Raw genomic sequence first — 26,044 nt, 5'->3', positions numbered from 1 at the left:
ATCAGTAATTAACGCCAATAAAAAGAGGCTGCCCAAAATTGGTGGCAGCCTCTTTTGTTAATGAGTGGTTTGAAATAACCAACAGATATCTGTTTTATCCTTTGTTTCGAGTTTTTAGCGTTTCAGCTACAACCGGTTTTTAGATCAGTTGATTAATACCTTTAAAAGCTAACGTAAAAAACTGATTACAATGCTTTAAAGTCTCTATTTATTTAAGTGTTTTTTTTACAGTTATAAATATTTTTATACATTAGTAAACTGATCTTACATGTCAATTTCACCACCTGTTATTAGGGTTAACCAGCCGTGATAATTTTATTAAAAACATAAGCCACCAATCCAATTATGAAAAAAAACAATAATTTTTTATTGATGATCAGCCTTTCAGCTGTAATGTTTACAGCCTGCAATAGCCAGCCAAAAGTCAATAATGACGCAAATAAAGACGCCGTATCCTCCACAGGGTACAGTGTTCCGGATTCGGCAAACTTCAATGCTAATGTGCAAGGCAAAGCAGTAAAATTATTTACGCTTAAAAACAAAGGTAACGCTGTTGCAGCCATAACTAATTATGGAGGCCGGCTGGTGAGTCTACTTGTTCCGGATAGCAGCGGAGCTCCTACCGATGTAATATTAGGATATGATTCCTTAAAAAATTATCAGAAACCTAAGGAGCCATATTTCGGTGCTATTATTGGTCGCTATGGCAACCGTATAGCCAGAGGCAAATTCAGCCTTGACGGAAAAACCTACCAATTGGATATTAATGACGGGGTAAACACCCTGCATGGCGGTTTTAACGGCTTTTATTCAAAAGTATTTACAGCCAAACAATTAAGCGCGCAGCAACTGGAACTCTCTTATCTGTCGAAAGATGGTGAAGGCAGCTACCCCGGTAACCTATCAGTTACGGTAACTTATACGCTTGGCGACGACAATTCGCTTAAAATTGAGTACAAAGCAACAACAGATAAAAAAACGATTGTTAATTTAACCAATCACGCCTATTTTAATTTAAATGGGACAGGCAATCAAACCATAACCGATAATTTGGTACAAATAAACGCCGATAGCTTTTTGCCGGTTGATACCACGCTTATCCCTACCGGGAAACTGCAGCCGGTTAAAGGATCACCTTTTGATTTTACAAAACCCAAAGCTATTGGCCAGGATATTAATACACCCAATGATCAACTAAAAAACGGCAAAGGGTATGATCATAACTTTGTTTTAAATAAGCATGACCTCAATACGCCAGTTGCTACAGTTAAAAGTACTAAAACAGGTATTGTGATGAATGTTTATACAGACGAGCCGGGATTGCAGTTTTACTCCGGTAATTTTTTAACCGGTGCTTCAAAGGATGGAAAAGGTGGCGTAGCCTACGGTTACCGCTCGGCTTTTTGTATGGAAACGCAGCATTTTCCTGATGCGCCTAACCAGTCATCATTTGCATCAACAGTTTTAAAGCCAGGTGAAACCTACCGTACCGTTACCATTTATAAGTTTTCTAATAAATAACAACCGTTTATCCATGAAAATAAAAGCGCGGTACTGCGGTTTGGTTATACTTGTTCTGTTAACCAGTGCGCAAATTTTGTTTGCCCAGCAAACAAATGAGCAACAGGCAACCATCACCGTAAATTTAAAAACGGAAACTGGGGAAATGAAACCCATATGGGCATGGTTTGGTCACGATGAACCAAACTATACTTATATGAAAGACGGAAGGAAGCTGCTAACAGAATTAGCGGCTTTAAGTCCTGTACCTGTTCACATGCGCGTTCATAATTTACTGAATACGGGTAACGGAGAGGCCGCTTTAAAATGGGGCTCAACCAACGCTTATACCGAAGATGCAAATGGCAAGCCTGTTTATAACTGGCACCTGGTTGATAGTATATTTGATACCTACATTAAACGGGGTATGAAACCTTACGCGCAAATTGGTTTTATGCCCGAAGCCTTGTCAACCCATCCGGAACCCTACCGGCATTATTGGCAGCCCGGTCATGATTATAATGAAGTATATACGGGTTGGGCTTATCCGCCTAAAGATTATGACAAATGGGAGGAGCTCATTTACCAATGGGTAAAACATGAGGTAGCCAAATACGGAAAGAAGGAAGTGGAAAGCTGGTATTGGGAAGTTTGGAACGAGCCCAACATTGGCTATTGGAAAGGCACCATGCCCGAGTTTTTTAAATTATATGATTACGCTGCCCATGGTGTAAAAAGAGCTTTGCCTACCGCTAAAGTTGGCGGACCGGAAGTGGCCGGAGGTTCGAGCCCCGGAGGAATGAAGTTTTTGAGGGCCTTTATTGAGCACTGTATAACCGGAACCAACTATGTAACAGGAAAAACAGGCTCCCCGCTTGATGTGATCTCGTTTCATGCCAAAGGTCAGCCGGCTGTTGTAGATGGACATGTACGCATGAATATGGCTCCGCAGTTGCGCGATATACGGGAAGGTTTTAAAATAGTAGCCTCTCATCCACAAACTAAAAACATTCCTATTGTAATTGGTGAATCTGATCCCGAAGGCTGTGCTGCTTGTGGTATGGCTACCAATCCATCAAACGCTTATCGTAACGGTACCATGTATTCCAGCTATACGGCTGCTTCATTTGCCCGGGAGTACTTGCTGGCCGATTCATTACAAGTCAATTTTATGGGCGCGGTTTCATGGTCGTTTGAATTTGAAGATCAGCCCTGGTTTTATGGGTTCAGGGACCTGGCCACTAATGGAGTTGACAAGCCCGTACTAAATGTATTCCGCATGCTGGGCATGATGAGAGGAAAAAGGGTAGAGGTGAAGGCAAACCAAATGTTCAGCGTAGAATCTGTTGCCGATTCAAGCGTGAGAGGTGCACGTACGGATATTGGCGGCCTGGCTGCTAAAGATAAAAATACCGCTACCCTGATGGTTTGGAATTATCACGACGATGACCTGCAAAATGCAGGTAAACCTGTACAAATAAATATTAAGGATTTGCCGGGTAAAACCGTAACGCTTACTCAGTATCGCATCGATCAGCAATACAGTAATTCGTATGAGGTTTGGAAAAAAATGGGTTCGCCTCAAAAACCAACAACTGCGCAAATTCAGGAGCTGGAAAAAGCGGGACAATTACAAATGGTTGGCAAGCCCGAAAAATTAACGGTTAAATCGGGTCGCGTACAAACCGAAATAACATTACCGCGCCAGGCCGTCGCTTTATTAAAGCTAAACTGGTAATTATTCTTTATCAAATCGCATAAAGCTGTAAACTCAGTTTTATGCGATTTATTCCTTTCATATTACTTCTCAAAATTGGTTTCTGGTTTTCCGGTCTAATCAGCAATGCCTGTAAACATTGCAACAGAATTGTTATGTTTTAATAATATTGGGTTAACAAACTCCTAACACGGGCGTTTAACTCGGCTGTTACTTTTGCTTACCCCATAAGCATTATGGCATACAAATAATTTGCCTGATTATCAGCAGGTAAGTGAATGTTGTAAAGCACACTTTATAATCGACATCCGTTTTAATATGAATAATAATAATCTACCCATGATAAAACCATTTACCAAATTCAACACAATAAAGAGTATTCTCTTTACTGCGTTATTGATTCTTTTTTGCTTTTGCGCCCAGGCGCAATTGCCAGGCAAAATGAAGCAAACCAGCCAGGTGTTACTGCCAAATGGTTGGAAACTCAGTCCGGCCGGCCGTTCATTGCCCCTGGGCGACTTGCCCTTAAATATGCAATTGAGTGCAACCGGCCGCATACTGGCTGTAACCAATAACGGACAAAGCACCCAGTCGGTGCAACTGATTGACCCAAAGGGCGAGAAATTACTAGATCAAAAGGTATTAAATAAATCGTGGTATGGCCTGGCTTTTAGCCATGATGAAAAAGACCTTTATGTATCCGGAGGTTATGATAACTGGATATTGGATTTTCATATAAAAGATAACAAACTTGGAAACCCGGATACTATTAGATTAGGCAAGCCCTGGCCACAGAGTAAAACCTGCCCTACAGGAATGGTTACCAATAAAAGCAACAGCCGCCTGTACGCGGTAACCAAAGAAGATAGCAGCCTGTATGTTATTGAACCGGCCACCCATACTATCCTAAAAAAGGTGCAATTACCAGGTATGGCCTATAGCTGTACCCTGACGCCCGACGAAAAAACTTTATACATTTCTTTATGGGGAGTTGCTAAAGTTGCGGCTTACAATACCGTTTCTGAAAATATGGAAACGCTGATAAATACAGGCAATCACCCTAACGAGTTGCTTTTAAATAAAAAAGGTGCTTACCTGTTTGTGGCCAATGCCAATGACAACTCAGTTTCTGTTATTAATACCAAATCAAATAAAGTTATTGAAACCATTTCAACAGTGCTTTATCCCACTAAGTTAGCTGGTTCAACCACCAACGGACTTGCGCTATCGGCTAATGAAAGCACTTTATATATAGCCAATGCCGATAATAATTGTTTAGCAGTATTTGATGTTACCAAACCCGGCAACAGTAAAAGCCAGGGTTTTATACCCGTGGGCTGGTATCCAACTAATGTAAAAACACTGGGCAACAAAATAATAGTTGCTAATGGAAAGGGCTTAACGTCTATGGCCAACCCACAGGGGCCTCAGCCTTTTTCAAAGGGTAATAATCTGGGTACCCATACAGGCATCACCACCAAAAGTAAGATACAATATATAGGCGGTTTATTTGTAGGTTCCTTATCATTTATTGACGCGCCTAAACCCGAGCAGCAAAAGGGTTATACCAAACAGGTTTATGCTAATACACCATTCACCGATAAAAGAACCATACAGGCCGATGGCGAAGCCGGTAACCCGATACCACGCAAAGCCGGAGAAAAATCGCCTATAAAGCACGTGTTTTATATCATTAAAGAAAACCGTACCTATGACCAGGTACTGGGCGATATGCCGCAGGGAAATGGTGATAGTTCCTTATGTATTTTTGGTAAAACCATTACACCAAACCAGCATGCCATTGCAAACGAGTTTGTTTTGCTTGATAATTTTTATGTAGATGCTGAGGTAAGCGAAGACGGGCACAATTGGAGCATGGGCGCCTATGCTACCGATGTAATTGAGAAGACATGGCCCACCAATTACAGCAGCCGCGGCCCAAGCTTTTCTGGCGACGGTTCGGCACCAAATGATGGCTATATATGGGATTATTGCCAGCGTGCCGGGATCACTTACAGGAGTTACGGCGAGTTTGGTGCTTATGGTAAAGCCAGCATTAAATCACTGCAGGGTCACATGGGGCCTCATTCGCCAGGATTTGACCTGAATATTAAAGACCAGGTACGTGCTGATGCCTGGGAGCATGATTTTGATTCGTTAATGACCATGAATGCCGTTCCGCAATTTAATACCTTACGTATTTCTGATGACCATACCAGCGGACAGCAAAAAGGTAAATATTCGCCTATCGCGGCGGTTGCGGATAACGATCTGGCGGTTGGCCGTATTTTAGAACATCTGGCGCAAAGCTCAATCTGGAAAGAATCGGTTGTGTTCATACTTGAAGATGATGCCCAGGCTGGTCCTGATCACATTGACGCGCACCGTTCTCCTGCTTATGTTGCCGGTCCTTTTGTAAAACGGAACACGGTTATTCATAGCATGTACTCCACAACAGGTATGCTGCGCACCATAGAGTTGATACTCGGATTACCACCTATGAGCCAGTATGATGCTGCAGCCTTGCCATTTTATGAGTGTTTTACCAGCAAGCCCGATTTAACACCCTACAAGGTTAGGCCAGCCATCGTTGATATTGAGCAGCGTAATATGGCGGTGAATGAAAGTAGTAAACGTTCGGAGAAATTCAATTTTGCACGGGAAGATGCCGCGCCAGATCTGGATTTGAATGAGATTATCTGGAAATCGGTAAAAGGAGAAAATTCGGTAATGCCGGCACCAAAACGCAGCGCGTTTGTTATTCTGGAAAAGAAAAAGAAGGATGATGACGATTAATATTTAATCGGTAATTGTTACACAATAATTCACAATCACGATGATGTCAATAAAAAAGGTTTGCTCTGTAAAAAGCGTGTTATCCGTAGCAATCCTGCTCCAGTGTTGCTTTTTTGCACAAGCGCAATTACCGGGTAAAGTTGAACAAACCAATCAGGTTTTATTACCTAACGGATGGAAGCTAAGTCCGGCCGGACATGGTTTGCCTTTGGGCGATCTGCCGTTGAATATACAATTATCTGCTTCGGGCAAATATCTGGCTGTTACCAACAATGGGCAAAGCACCCAATCGTTACAGTTGATTGACCCTAACAGCGAAAAGCAGCTCGACGAAAAAATATTGGGTAAATCATGGTATGGACTGGCATTCAGCCATGATGAAAAAAGGGTGTATGCCTCTGGCGGAAACGATAACTGGATATTAGCCTTCCAAATTCAAAATGATAAGTTTGGGAAAGCTGACACTATAAAACTTGGTGCGCCATGGCCCAAAAACAAGATCTGTGCAACCGGTATCGCGGTAAATAAAAGCAACACCCGTTTGTACACGGTAACCAAAGAAGATAGCTCGCTATATGTTATCGATCCCGCCAATCGTAAAATTTTAAAACAGGTGAAGCTGACAGCCGAAGCATACAGCTGTATCCTGTCGCCAGACGAAAAAACATTATACATTTCCATTTGGGGTGGCGATGAGGTAACTTGTTATAACACAGTTACCGGTACATTAACCAACATAAAAACAGGTAATCATCCAAACGAATTATTGTTAAACAAAAAAGGTGATATCTTATATGTAGCTAATGCCAATGACAATACCGTTTCGGTAATTAATACGGTAACCCGTAAAACCATTGAACTGATATCGGCAGCGCTTTATCCTACAAAGTTAACCGGTTCAACCACCAATGGTTTAGCCCTGTCAGCTAACGGAAAAACGCTTTATATAGCCAATGCAGATAATAATTGCCTTGCTGTATTTGATGTATCAAAAGCCGGTAACAGCCAAAGCATGGGCTTTATCCCGGTAGGCTGGTACCCAACCAATGTAAAAACGTTAGGGAATAAAATTCTGGTAGCCAACGGTAAGGGCTTTACCTCTATGGCTAACCCTAAAGGGCCGCGACCGGTTAAAAGAACCGACAACAGCGGCTATCAAAAAGGAGCCACCAATACAAGGGAACAATATATTGGCGGGTTATTTAAGGGTACGCTTTCATTTATTGATGCGCCTCAGCCCGCGCAGCTCAAAACCTATACTAAACAGGTATACGCCAACACCCCTTTTAATAGCAAGTTAGAAGCATTGGCAGCCGGCCAGGAGGGTAATCCTATACCACGCAAAAGAGGTGAAAAATCACCTATAAAGCACGTGTTTTATATCATTAAGGAAAACCGTACTTATGACCAGGTCCTGGGGGACATGCCGCAGGGTAATGGCGATACATCCTTGTGCATTTTCGGTAATAAGGTTACCCCAAACCATCATGCTATAGCCAATGAATTTGTTTTGCTTGATAACTTTTATGTAGATGCTGAGGTGAGTGCCGACGGGCATAACTGGAGCATGGCCGCGTATGCTACCGACTTTATAGAAAAAACATGGCCAACCGGCTATGGAGGTCGGGGAGGAAATTATGACTCTGAGGGCACCCGTAAGATTGGCGACCCGCGCGACGGATATATATGGGATTACTGCAAAAGGGCGGGCGTTACCTACCGCACCTATGGCGAATTTGTTGACGATGGAAAGGCTAATATCAAATCACTGCAGGGACATTTCTGCGCGCAGTCTCCGGGCTTTGACCTTTCTGTTCAGGATATAAAACGCGAAGAAGTATGGGCGCATGATTTTGATTCGCTGCTTACCAAAAATGCCGTGCCGCAGTTTAGTACCATCAGGATATCAAATGATCATACCAGCGGTCAGAAAAAGGGCGCCATATCGCCAATCGCGGCGGTTGGTGACAATGACCAGGCAATCGGGCGCTTTATAGAGCATCTTTCCAAAAGCCCTATCTGGAAAGAATCTGTAGTCTTTATACTGGAAGACGACGCTCAAAACGGCTCAGACCATATTGATGCGCACCGGTCGCCGGTATTTGTTGCAGGGCCCTATGTAAAACGCAATGCCGTAATTCATAACATGTACTCCACATCGGGAGTGCTGCGTACCATTGAGCTTATACTGGGTTTACCGCCCATGAGCCAGTATGACGCTGCCGCGCAGCCTATGTATGAATGCTTTACTAATAAGCCCGATTTTTCGCCCTATATAGCCAAAGCGGCTCAGGTTAATATTGAAGAACGCAATATGGCGGTGAACGAAAGCAGCAAACGATCAGACCGTTTCAACTTTGCTAAGGAAGATGCCATACCCGATCTTGACCTGAACGAGGTGATCTGGAAATCAATAAAAGGTGAAAACTCAATAATGCCTGCCCCAAAAAGGAGTGCCTTTGTTATCCTCGAAAAGAAAAAGAAGGATGATGACGATTAATGCAGCAGCAGGAGTTTACAACAAACAAGTTGATAAACATATAGCCTCGCCTTGCAGCAAGGTATGGCGATAGCTGTATAAAAACAACACTTTAACAATTCATTTTACAAACAATTAATCTATGAAATTATTTAAATTATTCCTGCTTTTTTCATTACCAACGCTATTTCTGTTTTCGTGTAGTAAATCTTCTAATGATCAGCAAATAGAAATATCAGGGCAGGAATTTCACACCGGTTCATACATTCAGAATGGTGATACCCTAAACTCTAAAAATAAATCAAACGGCAGGGCAATTAAAGGAACATTGAAAGCAGGGCAAACCTATTACCTAAGCAGTGACTATGCCGCCGCTACCATTAATGCAGGCGATACACTGGTTATACAAAGCGGTGTAAAGGTATATATTGTTGGACCGGCAAGCGGAGCCAGTGCTATTGGCACACAGGAGCATGCCCCAGGTATTATGGTAAATGGCACCTTGCTGTCATTGGGAACAAAACAAGCTCCTAATTTATTCACCGTTCAAAATACCGCGTTAAAATCCGATCCAACTAAAGATCCTCAGAACCCAAATACTGATCCTGCTTTTAAAGGCTATTGGGGTGGTATACAGGGCGGTAACAACTCTGGTGATATTATTTTAAAATGGACCCGCCTTGAATATTTGGGTGGCTTAACCCCCGCAAATTCTCCTACACGTGCTACGTTAGCCAGCTACGGTGTTTTTTTTCAAAACCCTAAAGCAAACCTTGTTGTGGAAGATTGCTGGCTGTATGGCTCACATGACGATATGTTAAGGGTTGCCGGCGGCAAATACGAAATTATGCGCAATACCTTTGAAAAAGTAGGTTTTATAGCCGGCGAATGCGTAAATATTAAAAGTGGCAGCGTTGGCGATATTGCTTATAACGTGGCTGTAGGCGGTACAGGCAACTGCTTTAAATCGGCTAACGCGGGTGGTTTATCGCCACAGGCTAACATGACCTGCTACAACAATACCATGATAAGCGGTGGCTACCGTCAGCAAAAAGCCGGTGAAGGTGGTTCACTTGATTTTGAAAATGGCGGCAGAGGGTTGGCGTATAATAATATTATAGTGAACTGTGCTTATGGCTTAAGCGTTTTGGGGGGAGCGGGTACTACACCTGCGGCTGATACAGCTAACATTAAATACGGCTATACCTATAACTATGGCGATAACATCGCTATTACAACCCAGTTTTTACCATCGGGCTTTATTACTAAGGTACAAACCGGTGATATAAATGGCGGTAACAAAACAACTCCCGGTGCTAATAACCCCCAATTTGTAAATTATCCACTTCCGGCCCCTGCCAATACCGATTTTATCAGTGCAGATTTTGTAGGCAATTATAATTTCAGGTTACAATCTAATTCACCGGCGGTGGGTAAGGGATATACAGGTTTCAGCCCGTATGCCGTTGTGAAAGTAGACAAGGTATTTGGAGCCACAGAAATTACGCCTCCGGGTAAAGATATTGGCGCTTATCAGATGGATGGAACCGGGAACCAGCACTAAAAACTGCATTTACCCGGCGATTCGATCATTGAAGTGCCTGGGCTTATTATTAGGGATTTTACTTTGTTTTAATGGCTATGCATTTGCATCGGCCATTAAAATCAGGGTAACCGATCAGGCTACGCGCGGTCCTGTTGCAAATGTTTCGGTTACCATAATCAATACTGCAGTAACCGCCGTTACCGATACCAATGGTATATGTTATATAAATAAAGTTCCGGCCGGGAGCATTGCTATTATGTTTTCGGCTGCGAATTATAAGCAGCGGATTATAAACGCGGTTGTAGCCGAAGGGAAACCATTAGATTTAAATGTTTCCCTCGAAAAGCTGCGGATCGATCTGAATGAGGTTGTTGTTACCGCCAAGGTGAACCCCAGATCAGATCAGCAATCGAGGCTTACTGAACGGAATACCATATCTGCAGTAGATATAGCTTCGGGCGATTTGATTGAGCATACCGGCAGCATCAGCGCGGGCGATGTTGTGCAGCACATCCAGGGCCTTTCTGTTACGCGCACCAATACGGGTAATACCGATAAAGCCATTATCAGGGGTATGGAGGCCAAATACAGCTACACCCTTATCAATGGATTTAAAATTCCAAGTCCCGACGACAAGAGCCGGTACATATCGCTGGATCTGTTCCCCGCCGGGCTGTTGCAAAGCGTGCAGGTATACAAATCATTAACAGCCGATATGGAAGGTGATGCCATTGGGGGCGCGGTAAACATGGTGATGCGGCAGCCACCCGACGATCCGTTACTGCAGGTAAACCTAAGTACAGGTTATAGCGGGCATTATTTTGATAACCGTTACCGTACTTTCAATAGCAGTGTTGTCCAGAACCATTCACCTTATGAGCGTTTCGGTCCTGCTTATTACGCAACAGGTGCCGATTTTTCAAAAGATAATCTTTCCTTCAAAAATAGCAGGCCATTACCCGATGCTAATTTTAACCTGTTGTTTGGGCATAAGTTTTTTAATAACAAGTTAGGTTTTATAGCAGTCGCAGATTATAAGAATATTAAAACCGGTTCTGATGGTTTTTTTATCCCTTTAAACACACAGCCTAACCTGGGCAACGTACCCGCTTTTTCTGATTTTTATAAACACAGCTACTACAATAATAAAATTGCGGTAAGTACTAATGAACAGGTTGTTTTTCAGCCTGATAGTGCAAATAAATTCACACTGAGTCATTTTTATCTCGATCAGAAGGATATAGAAACCCGCAGCACGGTTGATACCAGTTTAATACTGGGACGGTCAGGCGCCGGTACAGGACGTATTTATGTTAGTGACCGTTCACGCGTTCATGAACAACAAATCAATAATATAAACTTAAAAGGTAACCACAACCTCCACAATTTTAGTATTGACTGGGCGGGCGTATTTTCAGTAGCCAATGGCCGCTACCCGGATTGGGCTGAGCTAACCGCCAATACAGGAAGGTTATTATCGGCCGAAGGTACCATAACACAATCGCCATTATTACTGGCCCCGCTTAACCGGATATGGCTAAGTAACAAAGAACGCGACCTGGATATTTATCTCGATCTGCATTACCGGCCAAAGGTTTTTGATCAAAAGCTGAGGTTGAGTGCAGGCGGACTTATAAGACGTAAAAACCGCGACAATTTTTATAACTCTTATACATTTACTCCCACCATTAACGAACCTTTTACAGATATTAATAATGCCGTATGGGTAAACGATAACGGCCCACAAAACCCGCTTGGTAATGTTAACAATCCTAATAACTATACAGCCGAGGAGCATATCAACGCGGCTTATATCATGGCCGATCTGCAAAGCGGGCGATCGGAGTTTTCGGGAGGGCTGAGGCTGGAGCAAACAGATCAAAACTTTATTTCAACGCTTGATCCCGATGTCAGTTACGGGAAGGTAGTTAATATCAATTATAAAGACTGGCTGCCCGATTTTCACTGGAAGTATGCCTTTAACGACAGACAGCAGCTGAAGGCCAGCTATTTTAAGGGTATTTCGCGCCCGGCTTTATATGATATTACTTTTGCCACCATAGCTTATGAAGATTACCTGGTTGCAGGTAATCCGTTTTTAAGACGCACCCAGGCCGACAATTTTGATTTGAGCTATACCTGGTACCAAACCCGGAGCACACAATTAAAAGCCGCCATATTTTATAAGCATATTGTTGACGCTTATGAAAAAACATTGCTTAACGGAAACGACGAGCTTTACCCAATACCCCAAAACGGGTTAGACTTTACACCCGCAGGGCAATTAACCGAACAGTTAAAAAATACCGGTACTGCTACAAATTATGGCGCCGAGCTTTTTTACAGCTACAGCTGGCAAAGTTTTGTTATCACCGGTAGCTATACCTTTACTTCATCAAATATTACCCGCATAAAGAAGTTGCTGACCAGGGAGGACCCGAACGATGTCACGAGCAACCTCGTTACCATAAGTAAACCAGAACAGGGACCTTTAGGAGGGCAGTCCAAACATTTGGTAAATGTTAATCTGTTGTACAAAAATATGCCCGGTAACTGGCTGACTAACGTTTCCTTTATTTATACAGGCAAACATACTGACCTGGTTTCGCCCTGGTACGGCCTCGATTATTGGCAACGGCAAAACGTAACTGTTAACCTCTCGGCCGAGAAAAAACTGGGCAGTAAACTGAAGATCAGATTAAGTGCCTCCAATTTATTTAATAACGGTATCACCGATGATATTTTAGTTCCGAACCCCAACGGAACTGGTAATCTATTACCTGCCCAAACACAGGCCGGGAAGATTACTGCCTTAAAGCAGGATTTTTCTGCTTATTATCAGTTAGGCTTAAACTACCAGTTTTAACGCGTCACACAGCAAACGTCAGAAGGCCCTGATTATTCATAGGTAGGGACACCAATGATCTGCATGTTTTGTAACATGTTTTAAACATAAAATATATTTTGTCTATAGATTTGGTAGTCATTAATATAATTTATATGTTTGTTGCGTCAAAACAAGAAACGAAGTAATGAAAGCTTCTTCAAACAGGTTATCGGCGTATACCGCCAATGCAACAATCTTAAGTTACCCAACGGCATTTATAATGTGCTGTTGTTGCCTGTAAAATTACTTTTTTAACATTTTCTTTTTGTGTAATTGCTTTATAAAGCCCAGGCTTTAGGGAGTATAAGTTTATTAAAGAACTTCTGATGCGCGCATAAAAAATACATCATAAAACAAGACCGGCAAGGAAGCCTCGCCGGTCAGATTCCGGAAAGATCAGCTACGTAACGCCAATCACTCACTGACCTTCCTTCGAGTTTTACTAACAATAAATTATTAAATAAAACCTGTTAAATATATGGAAATATATATCCATGCTAAATCATTTTATAAAAAGCTACTAACGCTCCTCTTACTTTTCTCCATCCCCATTATATCGTGGGCGCAAAAAGAGCAGCCACCAACTATCAATTCACATCTTAAAGGTATTGTATTAGATGCCGTTACGCAGGAGCCTTTACCTGGAGCAGCCGTACTAATCTCAGGTACAACGCACTCAGTAGCAACCGATAAGGACGGTAAATTTTCATTTGTAACCGGCCAGATATTCCCTTACACACTGGTTATTACTTATATAGGGTATGACAAACAAGAGGTTACCGCTAACGGCAGCCCGGTTACCATACTTTTAAAACAATCTGTACGTGCTTTAAATGACGTGGTTGTGGTAGGTTATGGTACGCAAAGCCGTAAGTCGTTAACCGGTTCGGTATCAACTGTAAGTGCCGATGAAATAAGGAATAAACCCGTAGCCAGTTTTGACCAGCAGCTGCAGGGTAAAGCGGCCGGCGTACAGGTATCGGCCGGTACAGGCATACCCGGCGATGGTTTGTTCTTTCGTATCCGCGGCAGTACATCAATCAATGCCGGTAATGATCCTTTGTATGTGGTTGATGGGGTATTCATCAACAGCCAGTCGCTGCAAAAAGTTACTACACAGGGGCAGGCCAACAACCCGTTGTCAGACATTAACCCGGCTGATATTGAAAGCATCAGTATATTAAAGGACGCCGATGCTACCGCCATTTATGGTGCGCGTGCCGCCAACGGTGTGGTGCTGATCACTACCAAACGCGGTAAATATAACACAGCGCCCAAAGTAAGCTTTAATACCTACTTCGGTTTTGCCAAAGCTCCAAAATTATGGGATTTGGTTACCGGTCCCGAACACGCCGAGTTGGTTAACGAACTCTACCGCAACACCGAGGCCGAAGCTATAGCCACGGGTAACACAGCGGCCGCTAATACCTATAAATATGAACCTTTCAGGGCGCTTACCGATAATCCATCGGCTTCACCGGCTCCGCGTGGTTTACCGCAGGATCAGCCAACTTACGATCGTTTGCATGATGTATTCCGTACTGGCTTTATCCAGAACTATGATGCTTCGGTTTCTGGTGGTAACGATAAAACACGCTATTATGTAGGTGGAGGTTTTAACAGCCAGCAGGCCGATCTGAAAACAAACGACTTTCAGCGCGGAAGTTTCAAGTTTAACCTCGATCAAAAAATAAGCGATGTATTCAGCATTGGTACAAGCACCCTTATTTCGCAGACATACCGTACCAATGCCCGCGTAGGCGATGGGCCGCAGGGTGGTATTTTGCAATCGGCCTTACACACGCCAACTTATCTGCCTAAAGTAAATGCAGATGGCAGTCCGGCTAAGTGGGCCGGTTTTGATAACCTGGATGTGCTGATCAACAATACCAATATGCACTCCAAAAGTAACCGCCTCATTAGCAATATTTATGCCGATGCCAACATCACGCCCGATCTGAAGTTTCGTACCAGTTGGAGCGTTGATTACAATACCTATAACGAATACCAATACTGGAACAGTTTAACCAACCTGGGCGCGGCGAACCATAACCTGGGTACATCAAGTATCAGCACCAACTCAATCTGGACAAATGAACAAACCTTAACTTATAACAAAACGTTTAGCAATAAACATTTTTTCAGCGCCCTGGTAGGTAACTCTTTACAGGGAACCGTAAGTTCACAAACCCTGGCGCAGGGTACTAATTTCCCTAATGACGCTTATCAGCAAATTGCTTCGGCTTCTGCTACAACATCTTCATCTTCAGAAGATAAGTATAACCTGTCGTCATTTTTTTCGAGGGTGACCTACAATTACGCCGGTAAATATTTTATAGAAGGAAATTTCCGTGCAGATGCTTCATCTAAATTTGGTAAAGACCATCGCTGGGGATATTTCCCATCAGCCGGCGTGGCCTGGCAGGCTAAGGAAGAAGATTTCCTGAAAAATGTATCGTTTTTAAGCAACCTGAAAATTCGCGGCAGCATTGGCTTAACGGGTAACCAGAACGGCATCCCCAATAGTGCCTCAAGGGGATTATGGACAGCAGGAGCCAACTATCTTGAAAACCCCGGTACAGTGCCTTACCAGCTGGCTAACCCCGACCTGAAATGGGAATCAACCCGTCAAATCAACGTTGGGTTGGATGCAGGATTTTTTAATAACCGCTTAAGCTTAGAGTTAAACCTGTATAATAAATACACCACCGGTTTACTACTCAACCTGCCGCTTGCCCTGAGCTCCGGCTTTACCTCTATCATTAAAAACGCCGGCGAAATGAGCAACAAAGGTTTTGAGGTTGCTATAAACAGCACCAACATCAAAACCAAAGATTTTACCTGGCAAACCAGTTTTAACATATCGCACAACAAAAACAAGATCGAGAAGCTGCCTATACCTATAGATGCATCTTACGCTACTATCAGAATGCAGCAGGGGTACTCTATGAACTCCTTTTATGTGTACAAGCAGCTATATGTTGATCCGCAAACGGGGAATCCCATTTATCAACACGCAGATGGCACAACTGGTCCAACGGTGACTGCCAATGATAAGGTTATTGACGGTAACGGATTACCCAAGTTTTTCGGTGGGTTTAACAACACTTTCGCGTACAAGGGTTTTGACCTGAGTGTATTCTTCAACTTCCAGACCGGCAATAAGGTTTACAATAACAACGCTTACTTTTTAGAAGGCGGCGGTACCCGCGATGATCGCCGTGCCATGGATACCTATCAGTTAAAACGTTGGCAAAAACCAGGCGACATTACCGATGTGCCCCGCTTAACAGCTTTGGGCACCAACTATACGCTAAGCCCGGTTAGCCGCTTTATTGAGGATGGTTCATTTTTAAGGCTGAGCAATGTAAACCTGGGCTATACGCTACCAAGAGCTATTGCCGAAAAAATAAAGGCGGCATCAGTACGCATCTATTTCAGCGGCTCAAACCTTTGGTTACTCACCAGGTACAAAGGCCCGGATCCGGAGATTAACGTAACAGCCGACCCCAATGTGCAGGGATATGACCTGGGTACACCACCAATACCGCGCACCCTGCAGGTTGGCGCCAACATCACCTTTTAATTATATCAAATACAATGAAAAGACTACTATATATACTCCCGCTTTTTGTGATATTTTCCTCGTGCAAAAAGTTTCTTGATGTTCAGCCGCAGCAGCAGGTTGATGAATCACTGGCCATAACTGATGCAGGCAGCGCCGGTACCGCAGTTAACGGCTTGTACAACACCCTGGGCTCAAATAATTATTACGGATCGAATTTTCCTGCCATCTCTTACCTGTATGGGAGTGATGTGGTATGGACGGGTTCGCAAGCGGCCCCACAGGAAATATCAGCCCATAAAACAACTGCTTATAACGGATATATCAGCTCGGCGTGGGGTGGCATTTATAAAACTATTTTATCTGCCAATTATATTTTGGAGGCCGTTCCAAAAGTTACCGACCCACTGTTCACAGCAGCTACCAAAAATCAATATCTGGGCGAGGCTTATGCGACAAGGGCGTTGTCGTACTTTGATCTTGCACGGGGATGGGGTGGTGTACAGCTTATTCTAACACCAACACATAACCCGTCGGACCATGCCGGTATTAAACGCAGCACCCTGGCCGATACCTATGCCCAGGTTTTAAAAGATCTTGAAGCAGCCGAAGGTTTGTTGCCTGCTACAACCAATCGCAACCGTTTTACTCAAAAAACAATTTGGGCGCTAAAAGCAAGGTTTTACCTGTACAACAAGCAATGGGCGCTGGCAGAACAATATGCAACCAAGATCATCAGCGATAATGCTAATTATAACCTGCTGAAACCTTACAGCGCATTTTTTACCGGTAACATAGCCACTTCTGAGTCGGTATTTGAAATTGCTTACAGCACCTCGTTTAAAAACAACCATAGTACCTGGTTTTTACCACCGGCTTTGGGCGGCCGGAGGGAGTGGGCGCCGTCAAGCACCCTGGTATCGTTGTTAAACGACCCTAACGTTGGCGGTGGCCGCAGTTCGTTAATTGCGCAAACAGCGCCTCCGGGCAACTTATGGTATGGTAAATTATATTATCGCACACCGCTGGGTGTCGATCCGGCCTATATTATACGGGTGGCCGAGCTTTACCTCATCCGTTCTGAGGCCCGTGCCGAGCAAAACAACCTGAGCGGGGCCCTCGAAGATTTGAACGCGGTACGTGACCGTTCCGGTGTAGCGGCGTCAAAAGCCGCCACGCAAGGCGATATCCTGCTGGCCATCGAAGCCGAAAGGCAGGTGGAGTTTCCTTTTGAAACCGACCGTTGGTTTAACCTGGTACGCACCAACCGAGTAGCGGCAGTGCTGGGTATTACCGATGCAACTAAATACTTATTCCCGATACCGGCAAGCGAGTTACTGGCCGACCCTGATCTGACACCTAACCCAGGATATTAATCATTAAATCAAAATCACATGAAAAAGATCATCAATTTGTTTTTAGCCGTGTTTGTTTTCAGCGCCGCTAATGTATTTGCTCAAAACGCGACAAACCCCGTAGGACCCGATAAAGGCTCGCTGGTTATTGTTGGCGGCGGTAATGTTGGTCCGGAGATATGGGCCCGCTTTGTTGAACTGGCCGGTGGCGCCAACGCCAATATTATTTATGTACCTACAGCAGGCGACGATTCTACCGTCGTAAAAAACGACAAGACCGTTAAAAAGTTGCAGGAGCTTGGCGTTAAGAATGTAACCACCCTGCACACCCGCGACCCTAAAGTGGCCAATACTGAAAAGTTTGTGGAACCTATCCGCAAGGCTACCGGTGTTTGGTTTGAAGGGGGCCGCCAATGGAAAATTGCCGACGCTTACCTGGGCACGCTTACACAAAAAGAGTTTAATGCGCTGCTTAACCGTGGCGGCGTAATTGGCGGTACTTCTGCCGGGGCTACCATTCAGGGTTCATACCTGTTCCGCGGAGACACCAAAGGCAATACTGTGCTGGTAGGCGACCATACACAGGGACTCGATTTTATACATAACGTAGCTATTGATCAGCATATCCTGAAACGTAACCGCCAGTTTGATCTGCTGAGCTTTATCAAAACCCGTCCCGACCTGTTGGGTATCGGTATTGACGAAAGCACCGCCATTGTGGTTCATCAAAATACTTTTGAGGTGATAGGAGCATCTTATGTAGGTATTTATGATGCCAACAACTTTGCAGGATCGGTTAAAAATCCGTCGAGCGATTCGGGCAATAACGGGCCGTTCTACTACCTCAAAAAAGGTGAGAAGTTCGACCTGCTGAACAGAAAAGCGATACTCCCTAAACCGGCATCAACCAAAACAGCAAGCAATTAAAAGGACTTAAAAAGCCGGGTGACTGAGTGGCTAAGTGCGGGTCTGCAAAACCCTTTACGGCAGTTCGAACCTGCCCCCGGCGTCATAAACCAACACATAAACAAAATATAGCAATGAGTGCATTAAAAGGATCATTACCAAATGATGAATGGAAAGGATACGAAAAGTGGGCTTTTCGCATCTTCGCCATTTATTTCTTTATCCAGGCGGTACCGCTTGATTGGAAGTATTACCGCAACCTGTTCTCTATAAACTGGTTGCACCTGCGGTTTAGCGATATATTTTACATCAGCCGTTACACGCCGCAGATCCTGGCCAATAATTCGTCAACAAGATGGGGGCTAAACACCTATGCCGACTGGCTGGTGATACTGGCCATAGCCCTAATCGGGACTGTTATCTGGAGTTTCAGGTATAAAGACACAAATTACAATAAGCTTTATTACTGGATACGGGTTATCGTACGTTACCGCCTGGCCATTGGCATTATAGCTTATGGCTTCATTAAGTTTTTTCCGTTGCAATCGCCATATCCATCGTTAAGTAACCTTAACACGCATTATGGGGAGTTCAGCCGATGGAAGTTGTTTTCGCTGAGCCTTGGTATAGTTCCTAATTACGAGGCGTTCCTGGGGCTGGTGGAGATACTGGCCGGTTCACTGTTGCTTTTCCGTAAAACGTCAACCATCGGCGCGCTGATGGTAGTGATATTTACCGGTAACGTATTCATGTCGAACCTGGCTTATGAAGGCGGCGAAGCACCCTATAGTCTTTATCTGATTGTGCTTGGTCTGTTTTTGCTGGCATTTGACGCCATCAGGTTGTTTGTACTCATTGGATTGGAAAGACCTGTTGAGCCTAACGGTTTTAAAATAGTGCTTTCGCAAAAATGGCAGCGGAACAGGTTGATCTTAAAAACGCTGTTCATCTTCTTTTTTGTGTTTTTATATGGCTATAAAACCTGGTCGGCTTATCATCATGAGATTTACCAGTTTCCGCAAACAGTGGGTTTAAAAAACGCCAGCGGGTTGTATGATGTGGCTGAGTTTAAAGTAAACAGCACCACACTGCCATACTCGGTAACTGATACTAACCGCTGGAAGAACGTGGTCTTTGAAAAATGGGCCACCCTGAGCATAGGCACCAATAAGCCTCTTAAAATTGATTCGGCCGTTACCGAGGAAATCAATGATCGTGATGCTGACAGAAGCTATGAGGAAGCAGGGTCCGTCGGTCGCCGGTATTATAGTTATCAAATAGATGAAGCTAAGCAACAGCTTATCCTTCAAAACAAAAATCATAATTATCCTGATGATAAACTGGTACTGCATTACACCCGTCCGGACGATTCAAAGCTGGTTTTAACCGGGGTTGAAGGCCGCGACACAGTTTACGCGGTGTTAAACAAAATTGATAAGAAATACCTGTTACAGGAAGCAGCCGGAGGCCGAAACAAAGCCATTAAACTCTGATAATCACTATTTAAAAGAATTTATCATGTCAGCAGAAACTCATTCTGAAGTTATAAAATTACAGCAGGCGTCCGGCCGGGATCAGGCTGCTGCACCGGTTGCAAATGAGCAGCCGGTGAAAATATGGAAACCCTATCAAAAGGTTTTGTTCCGCATCGCATTCGTGTTTTTTGTAGGGATGAGCATCCCTATGACAGGCGAGTGGTATAAGAACCTGTTTGGTATCAACTGGTTTCACCTGCATTACCGCGACTTGTACGATATTGCCCGTTTTCAGCCATCGCTGGTACGTTTTCAAAACCCGGCCTATAATTTAATGGGCTATGCAGATTGGTTAGCCGTATTGGCTATAGGCATAATAGGAGGCTTAATATGGACAGCCATTGATCGTGGTAAAACTAAAAATTACCAAACGCTTTACTACTGGTTAAGAGTAATTGTGCGCTATCGTGCAGGTATCGGTATTATTGGTTTCGGGTTTACCAAGCTGTTACCGGTGCAGTTGCCGTATCCATCACTGGGCTTATTAAATACTAATTTTGGCGATTTGACGGCTCAGAAAATCTACTGGCTGTCTATAGGCATTGTACCCTGGTACCAGGTATTTGCAGGTGTTGTGGAGGTGCTTGCCGGTGCATTGCTGTTTTTCAGAAAAACCACCTTACTGGGTGCAATCCTGTTATTTGGCGCACTGGGCGATATTACTTACGTAAACTTTTCTTACGATGGTGGTGTACACGTTTATGCTTCCTATTTTGTACTGTTCGCGGCATTTTTAATGATTTATGATGTGCCAAAACTATATAACCTGCTCATACTGGAACGCTATACGGTATCAAACAACTTTTATCCGGTCATCTTGCAAAAATGGTTAAAGTACACCCGGATAGTTTTAAAGGTGGCCACCATCTGGATATTCCTGGTGGTGTTGTTTTATATACAGTATATCAACTTCAGGTATGATCCATACAAACAACCTGCTGCAAAAGGGGTAAAGGAACTGAGGGGGAATTATAATGTAACCACCTTTAAGATCAATAACCAGGAAATACCTTATTCGCCGCTTGATTCTGTTAGATGGAGCGAGGTGACATTTGAAAACTGGACTACCCTGACATTTAAGGTAAACCGGCCCGTACCGCTCGATTTATCGAATGGTGGCGGTTCACCCATGCGTGATATCAACCGCACCTTTGAGTTAACCGGCGTGGGCGGCGGCCAACGCGTATTTTACTACCAGGCCGATACGGTGAACCATGTGCTTTATCTGCAGGACAAATACGCCGCATCAGCCCGCAGAAACCGGGGTAAAGGCAAAAGCGGTGAAGAGTCAGCCAAAAACAAAAAGGGCAAAGGCGATAAAAAAGACTGGATACCAAAAGAGGCGCGCGCCAACATCCAGGACGAATACACCGCTATTGACCCGATAGCCCTTTCAACCCGCCGCGAAAAAGGTATCCCCGAAGAACTGAAAGATAAACGTAAACGCAACCGCATGATACTGAGCTACAGCACTACCGATGGCAATCATATTGTTTTAAAGGGTATTAATGAGCGCAAGGACTCCATTTACGTGGTTCTTGATAAAGTGAACAGGCAATATGCTTTAAAAGATAGTAAATTGCAGGCAGGCAAGTACTAAGCCGCCAATTGATTAGCCACCAAATCATCTTATATATAAATTATGTCATCCTCTAAAAAATTAACCTTACACGAAGACTGGGCTGTTGTTATTCTCGGATCGCTGATTATCCTGTTAAGTATCGGCGGTATAATACTTTCTGTCCCGGTGTTTAGCTGGAGCAGTACCGACCAGCTTTTTGCCAATGTTTTTAATGCCGGCAACCTGGCGCTTATCGGTATTCAGTTTTTGTTTGTTTTTGTTATAGCCGCGCTTGGGGCTTTAATTATGGGCAAGCCCATTAAAAGCTTTGCAATAATGTTTCCTGCGGTTTATGTGTTAACTATTATCGCGCTCGTAATTGCAGGTAACAAACAGGTAAAATATTACGGTCTCGAAGCAGTGATATTCAGTTTGGCAATAGGCCTTGTGATCGGCAATTTCTTTAAGCTGCCCGATTGGTTTAAAGCGGCATTATCAACCGAGTTATACGTTAAAATAGGTTTGGTACTGCTGGGTACCAGTGTTATTTTTTCTGATATATTAAAGGCCGGTTCCTTAGGTTTGATCCAGGCTTTACTGGTTGTTACGTCCGTATGGTATTTTGCCTATTGGGTTTGTAAAAAGCTCAAGGTAGACGATGAAATAGCCATGATGATATCGAGCGCGGTATCTATCTGCGGGGTATCGGCGGCCATAGCTACTGCGGGTGCCATCAAAGGCGATTCTAAAAAGCTGTCCTACGTTATATCTATGGTCCTGATCACTGCAGTACCCATGATGATATTTATGCCGATGATCGCGCATTACTTTAAGTTTTCGCAAGAAGTAACCGGCGCCTGGCTTGGCGGCAGTATCGATACCACGGGAGCGGTTGTTGCTTCGGGCTCGCTGGTTGGCGATATAGCCCTGAAAATAAGTACCATTGTTAAGTTCTCGCAAAACGTACTTTTAGGATTGGCCGCTTTTGTGATCTCTATTTATTGGACCTACACCAAGCACCCTGCCGGCAGCGATCCTGATAAAAAACCTACACTGAAGGTGATATGGGAGCGCTTCCCCAAGTTTGTACTGGGTTTTATTGGTGCATCGTTATTGTTCTCCTTTGTTATTTCGCCCGAAACAGGCGCCCATATCAAAGATAGTTTAAAGAACCTGCAAGGCCTGTGGTTCGCGCTGGCTTTTACCAGTATTGGTTTAGAAACCAACTTTAAAGAGTTGTTTGGCCAGAACAGCAAAAAGCCGTTATACGCATTCCTGATTGCGCAAACCTTTAATATTTTTATTACGCTGGTAATTGCATTTATTTTATTCTGATAACCTTAACAAATGCCAAAGCCATTTAACATCGGTAATAAATATACGGCCATTATAACAGGCTCATTGCTGATTTTAGTGCTTGGCGCTTACAGCTATAATGCAGGAGCAGGGAAACCGGCTCCTGCATTTAATGCTGATACTGCACAATGGCCGGCCTCATTTGGTTTTGGCCGGGAGGCCACCCCGCAGCAAATTGCCGCCCTTGATATTGATGTACGGCCCGACGGGCTTGGATTACCTACAGGTTCGGGTACGGTAATACAGGGAAAAGCTATTTATTTAACAAAGTGCATAGCCTGCCATGGCTCTGCTGAAAAGGTTGCACCGGGAGTAAAATTACCTGCACCCGTTTTGGTGAGCGATAGTGCGTCAAAAACCAAAGCCATAGGTAATTATTGGCCCTATGCAAGTACCGTATTTGATTATATACGCCGCTCTATGCCTTATAACTTGCCCGGCTCATTAACCGATAATGAAGTGTACAGTGTAACAGCCTACCTGCTGAACGCCAATAAAATTATTAAAGCAGATGAGGTGCTGAATGCCCAAACCTTACCCAAAATAGCAATGCCCGCTCAAAAATTATTTATAACCGACGACCGTAAAGGCGGCCCCGAAGTAAGATGATATGGAAAAGACGGAACCGGATAAAGAAGCGGAAAAAACGCTTATCAATAAAAAAATAAGCCGCAGGTTTTTGCTGGGAGGGGCCGCTACCACAGCCATAGTTGCCATGCAATCGTCATTAGGTAAATGGATACAAGTAGCCGCGCAGCAGCCGGTTTTGAAACTTGATGACCCTACCAAACGAATAGGGCCGGGGCCGGGTGCGGTAGGTAAGCGGTCGGCATTTGAGCATCCGGTACGTATTAAGTCTGATACCTCATCGCGGACACCGCTGCAGGATCTGTATAGTTCGCTAACACCATCCGATCTGCATTATGAACGGCACCATGCCGGTGTACCTGTTATTGATCCTGATAAATACGAATTGCTGATACACGGTATGGTGGGCAAACCCATGGTATTTAAACTGCACGATCTGAAAAGGTTTCCGTCGGTAACCCGTACCTGCTTTTTAGAATGTTCGGGCAATTTTCGTTCGGGAAAAGAAACCATGACACCACAGGAAATATGCGGTTTAACCAGCCAAAGCGAGTGGACTGGTGTAATGCTCTCCACCCTGTTCAGGGAAGTGGGCGTTGAGCCCAAGGCTACCTGGTTTTTGGCGGAGGGATCAGACGCCGCCGTCATGACCCGTAGCATACCGGTAAAAAAAGGCTTTGATGATGCCATGATCGTTTACGCTCAAAATGGCGAAGCTATCCGCCCTGAACAGGGTTATCCCGCCCGCTTGCTTTTACCGGGCTGGGAAGGCAATACCTGTATCAAATGGATCAGAAGAATTGAATTATCAGACGAGTCGTTCATGACCCGCGAGGAAACATCAAAATATACTTATCCGGTAAAGGATAGGATAAGGCAGTTCAGTTTTGAGATGGATGCCCGGTCGATTATCACTTATCCGGCCTACCCTAACCAATTGGAGAGGGGCTGGGTGGAGATCAGGGGTATAGCATGGTCGGGCAGGGGAAAGGTAATACGGGTGGAGGTAAGTACAGATGCCGGTAAAACCTGGAACACCACACGCTTACAGGAGCCCGTACTGGATAAGGCGCATACCTATTTCAGGCATCTGTGGCAATGGACAGGCGACGAAACCGAGATCATGAGCCGCGCCATTGACGAAACCAATTATACTCAGCCAACCCTACGGCAATTGCTTGATGCCCGCGGTACTGAAATGAGTGGCTATCATATGAACCCTATAACCGCCTGGCAAATAAAACGCGACGGCAAGGTTTTATTTAAACCAGAAAGCTGGAAGTAACAAGCTGATCAAAAAACTTTATAAAGAAAGCTGCCCGCCTTCTACCTGAAAACAAAATGTTTAATCAGGAAAGGCGGGCAGCTTTAATTACCGCAAACTTATATTACAGGCTAACCTCGGTCATCACCGGGAAATGGTCTGACGGGAATTTGCCGTGATAACTGTCTGTTAAAATGCCCCAGCGTTTTACAGAAAAGCTTTTGGTAGTAAAAATATGGTCAATAATCTCGTTACCGGGAACCGATCTTCTGAACCCGTTGAATGAGGCATTGTTAGCGTACGGATTAGCAACCCTGCTGTAAGTATCTATCATTACTCCTGAATTTGCCACCCTTTGGTACCAGCTGCTGCTGTGCGAACCATTAAAGTCGCCGGTTAATATTACGGGCTCACTACCGGCAATAGTTTTTATGCGCTCTAAAATCAGTTTGCTGCTTTCTTCGCGTGCTACTACGCCCTGATGGTCGTAGTGCACATTAAAGAAATAGAACTTCTTTTTAGATTGCTTGTCCTGCAGGTATACCCATGAGCATATACGGTTGCAACAGGTAGCATCCCATCCCAATGACGGTTTTTCGGGTGTTTGAGACAGCCAGAAATCGCCCTTTTTGAGTAGGGTAAACCTATCCTTTTTAAAGAAGATAGCAGAGTGCTCACCGGCGTCCTTGCCATCATCGCGGCCCAAGCCGTAACGCTCATACTGAGGCAAAGCAGTGTTGATGTCCTGTAATTGGTTAAGGAGCCCTTCCTGCGTGCCAAAAATATCAAAGTCGTGGAAACGGATCAGTGAAGCTACAATAGGGGCGCGGTCAACCCACATGTTCCCGGTATCGCGTGGGTTAGCGTACCTTAAATTATAAGTGCCAACAATAAGGGTTTGTGCGCTCGTATAAAACGAAAGCATTACGCCCAGCGCTAAAAGTATAATTGATTTTGTTTTCATCTTCATCTAATTGATGTTAACTAAA

The 26,044-nt window shown here is 44.2% G+C and carries 15 protein-coding genes and 1 tRNA gene; 15 read left to right on the top strand and 1 reads right to left on the bottom strand.

Annotated features, from left to right (window positions below; genetic code table 11):
- Nucleotides 1–345 precede the first annotated feature (345 nt).
- The 15 genes from SNE25_RS25860 (at nt 346) to soxC (ending at nt 25,076) form a co-directional block, all read left to right on the top strand.
- Entirely contained in the window at nt 346–1,521 is a 1,176-nt protein-coding gene (locus SNE25_RS25860; RefSeq protein ID WP_321561914.1) for an aldose epimerase family protein, read from the top strand.
- Nucleotides 1,522–1,534: 13 nt separating this feature from the next.
- Nucleotides 1,535–3,238 carry a GH39 family glycosyl hydrolase gene (locus tag SNE25_RS25855; RefSeq protein WP_321561913.1) on the top strand — a complete coding sequence of 568 codons (1,704 nt, stop codon included), beginning with the start codon at nt 1,535–1,537 and terminating at the stop codon, nt 3,236–3,238.
- A 318-nt stretch (nt 3,239–3,556) separates the two neighbouring features.
- A complete protein-coding gene (locus tag SNE25_RS25850) occupies nt 3,557–6,013 on the top strand; it encodes a bifunctional YncE family protein/alkaline phosphatase family protein (RefSeq protein ID WP_321561912.1) in 2,457 nt (818 codons plus the stop codon).
- Between the two features lie 40 nt (nt 6,014–6,053).
- Entirely contained in the window at nt 6,054–8,513 is a 2,460-nt protein-coding gene (locus SNE25_RS25845; protein WP_321561911.1) for a bifunctional YncE family protein/alkaline phosphatase family protein, read from the top strand.
- 121 nt (nt 8,514–8,634) lie between these two features.
- Nucleotides 8,635–10,056, top strand: coding sequence for a hypothetical protein (locus tag SNE25_RS25840; RefSeq protein WP_321561910.1), 1,422 nt, complete (start codon nt 8,635–8,637; stop codon nt 10,054–10,056).
- Nucleotides 9,980–12,904, top strand: coding sequence for a TonB-dependent receptor domain-containing protein (locus tag SNE25_RS25835; protein WP_321561909.1), 2,925 nt, complete (start codon nt 9,980–9,982; stop codon nt 12,902–12,904). The genes SNE25_RS25840 and SNE25_RS25835 overlap by 77 nt, the downstream gene beginning before the upstream one ends.
- 499 nt (nt 12,905–13,403) lie before the next feature.
- Nucleotides 13,404–16,511, top strand: coding sequence for a SusC/RagA family TonB-linked outer membrane protein (locus SNE25_RS25830; protein WP_321561908.1), 3,108 nt, complete (start codon nt 13,404–13,406; stop codon nt 16,509–16,511).
- A gap of 14 nt (nt 16,512–16,525) precedes the next feature.
- On the top strand, nt 16,526–17,866 hold the full coding sequence (locus SNE25_RS25825) for a RagB/SusD family nutrient uptake outer membrane protein (RefSeq protein ID WP_321561907.1): 1,341 nt from the start codon (nt 16,526–16,528) through the stop codon (nt 17,864–17,866).
- An 18-nt stretch (nt 17,867–17,884) separates the two neighbouring features.
- Complete coding sequence (locus SNE25_RS25820) at nt 17,885–18,772, top strand: cyanophycinase (RefSeq protein WP_321561906.1); 888 nt, start codon at nt 17,885–17,887, stop codon at nt 18,770–18,772.
- Between the two features lie 12 nt (nt 18,773–18,784).
- Nucleotides 18,785–18,855, top strand: a tRNA-Cys gene (locus SNE25_RS25815).
- 30 nt (nt 18,856–18,885) lie between these two features.
- Nucleotides 18,886–20,244, top strand: coding sequence for a DoxX family protein (locus SNE25_RS25810; RefSeq protein ID WP_321561905.1), 1,359 nt, complete (start codon nt 18,886–18,888; stop codon nt 20,242–20,244).
- 25 nt (nt 20,245–20,269) lie between these two features.
- Entirely contained in the window at nt 20,270–21,886 is a 1,617-nt protein-coding gene (locus SNE25_RS25805) for a hypothetical protein (protein WP_321561904.1), read from the top strand.
- A 42-nt stretch (nt 21,887–21,928) separates the two neighbouring features.
- Nucleotides 21,929–23,182, top strand: coding sequence for a YeiH family protein (locus tag SNE25_RS25800; RefSeq protein ID WP_321561903.1), 1,254 nt, complete (start codon nt 21,929–21,931; stop codon nt 23,180–23,182).
- A 12-nt stretch (nt 23,183–23,194) separates the two neighbouring features.
- Nucleotides 23,195–23,812 carry a c-type cytochrome gene (locus SNE25_RS25795; protein ID WP_321561902.1) on the top strand — a complete coding sequence of 206 codons (618 nt, stop codon included), beginning with the start codon at nt 23,195–23,197 and terminating at the stop codon, nt 23,810–23,812.
- Between the two features lies 1 nt (nt 23,813).
- A complete protein-coding gene (gene soxC / locus SNE25_RS25790; protein ID WP_321561901.1) occupies nt 23,814–25,076 on the top strand; it encodes a sulfite dehydrogenase in 1,263 nt (420 codons plus the stop codon).
- Nucleotides 25,077–25,179: 103 nt separating this feature from the next.
- Here soxC and SNE25_RS25785 read toward each other — a convergent pair whose 3' ends face one another.
- Entirely contained in the window at nt 25,180–26,019 is an 840-nt protein-coding gene (locus SNE25_RS25785) for an endonuclease/exonuclease/phosphatase family protein (RefSeq protein WP_321561900.1), read from the bottom strand.
- Nucleotides 26,020–26,044 lie beyond the last annotated feature (25 nt).

It is taken from the genome of Mucilaginibacter sabulilitoris (assembly GCF_034262375.1).
Taxonomy (GTDB): domain Bacteria; phylum Bacteroidota; class Bacteroidia; order Sphingobacteriales; family Sphingobacteriaceae; genus Mucilaginibacter; species Mucilaginibacter sabulilitoris.
The sequence above is the reverse complement of the archived record's forward strand: the minus strand, read 5'-3'. Positions and strand labels throughout refer to the sequence as shown.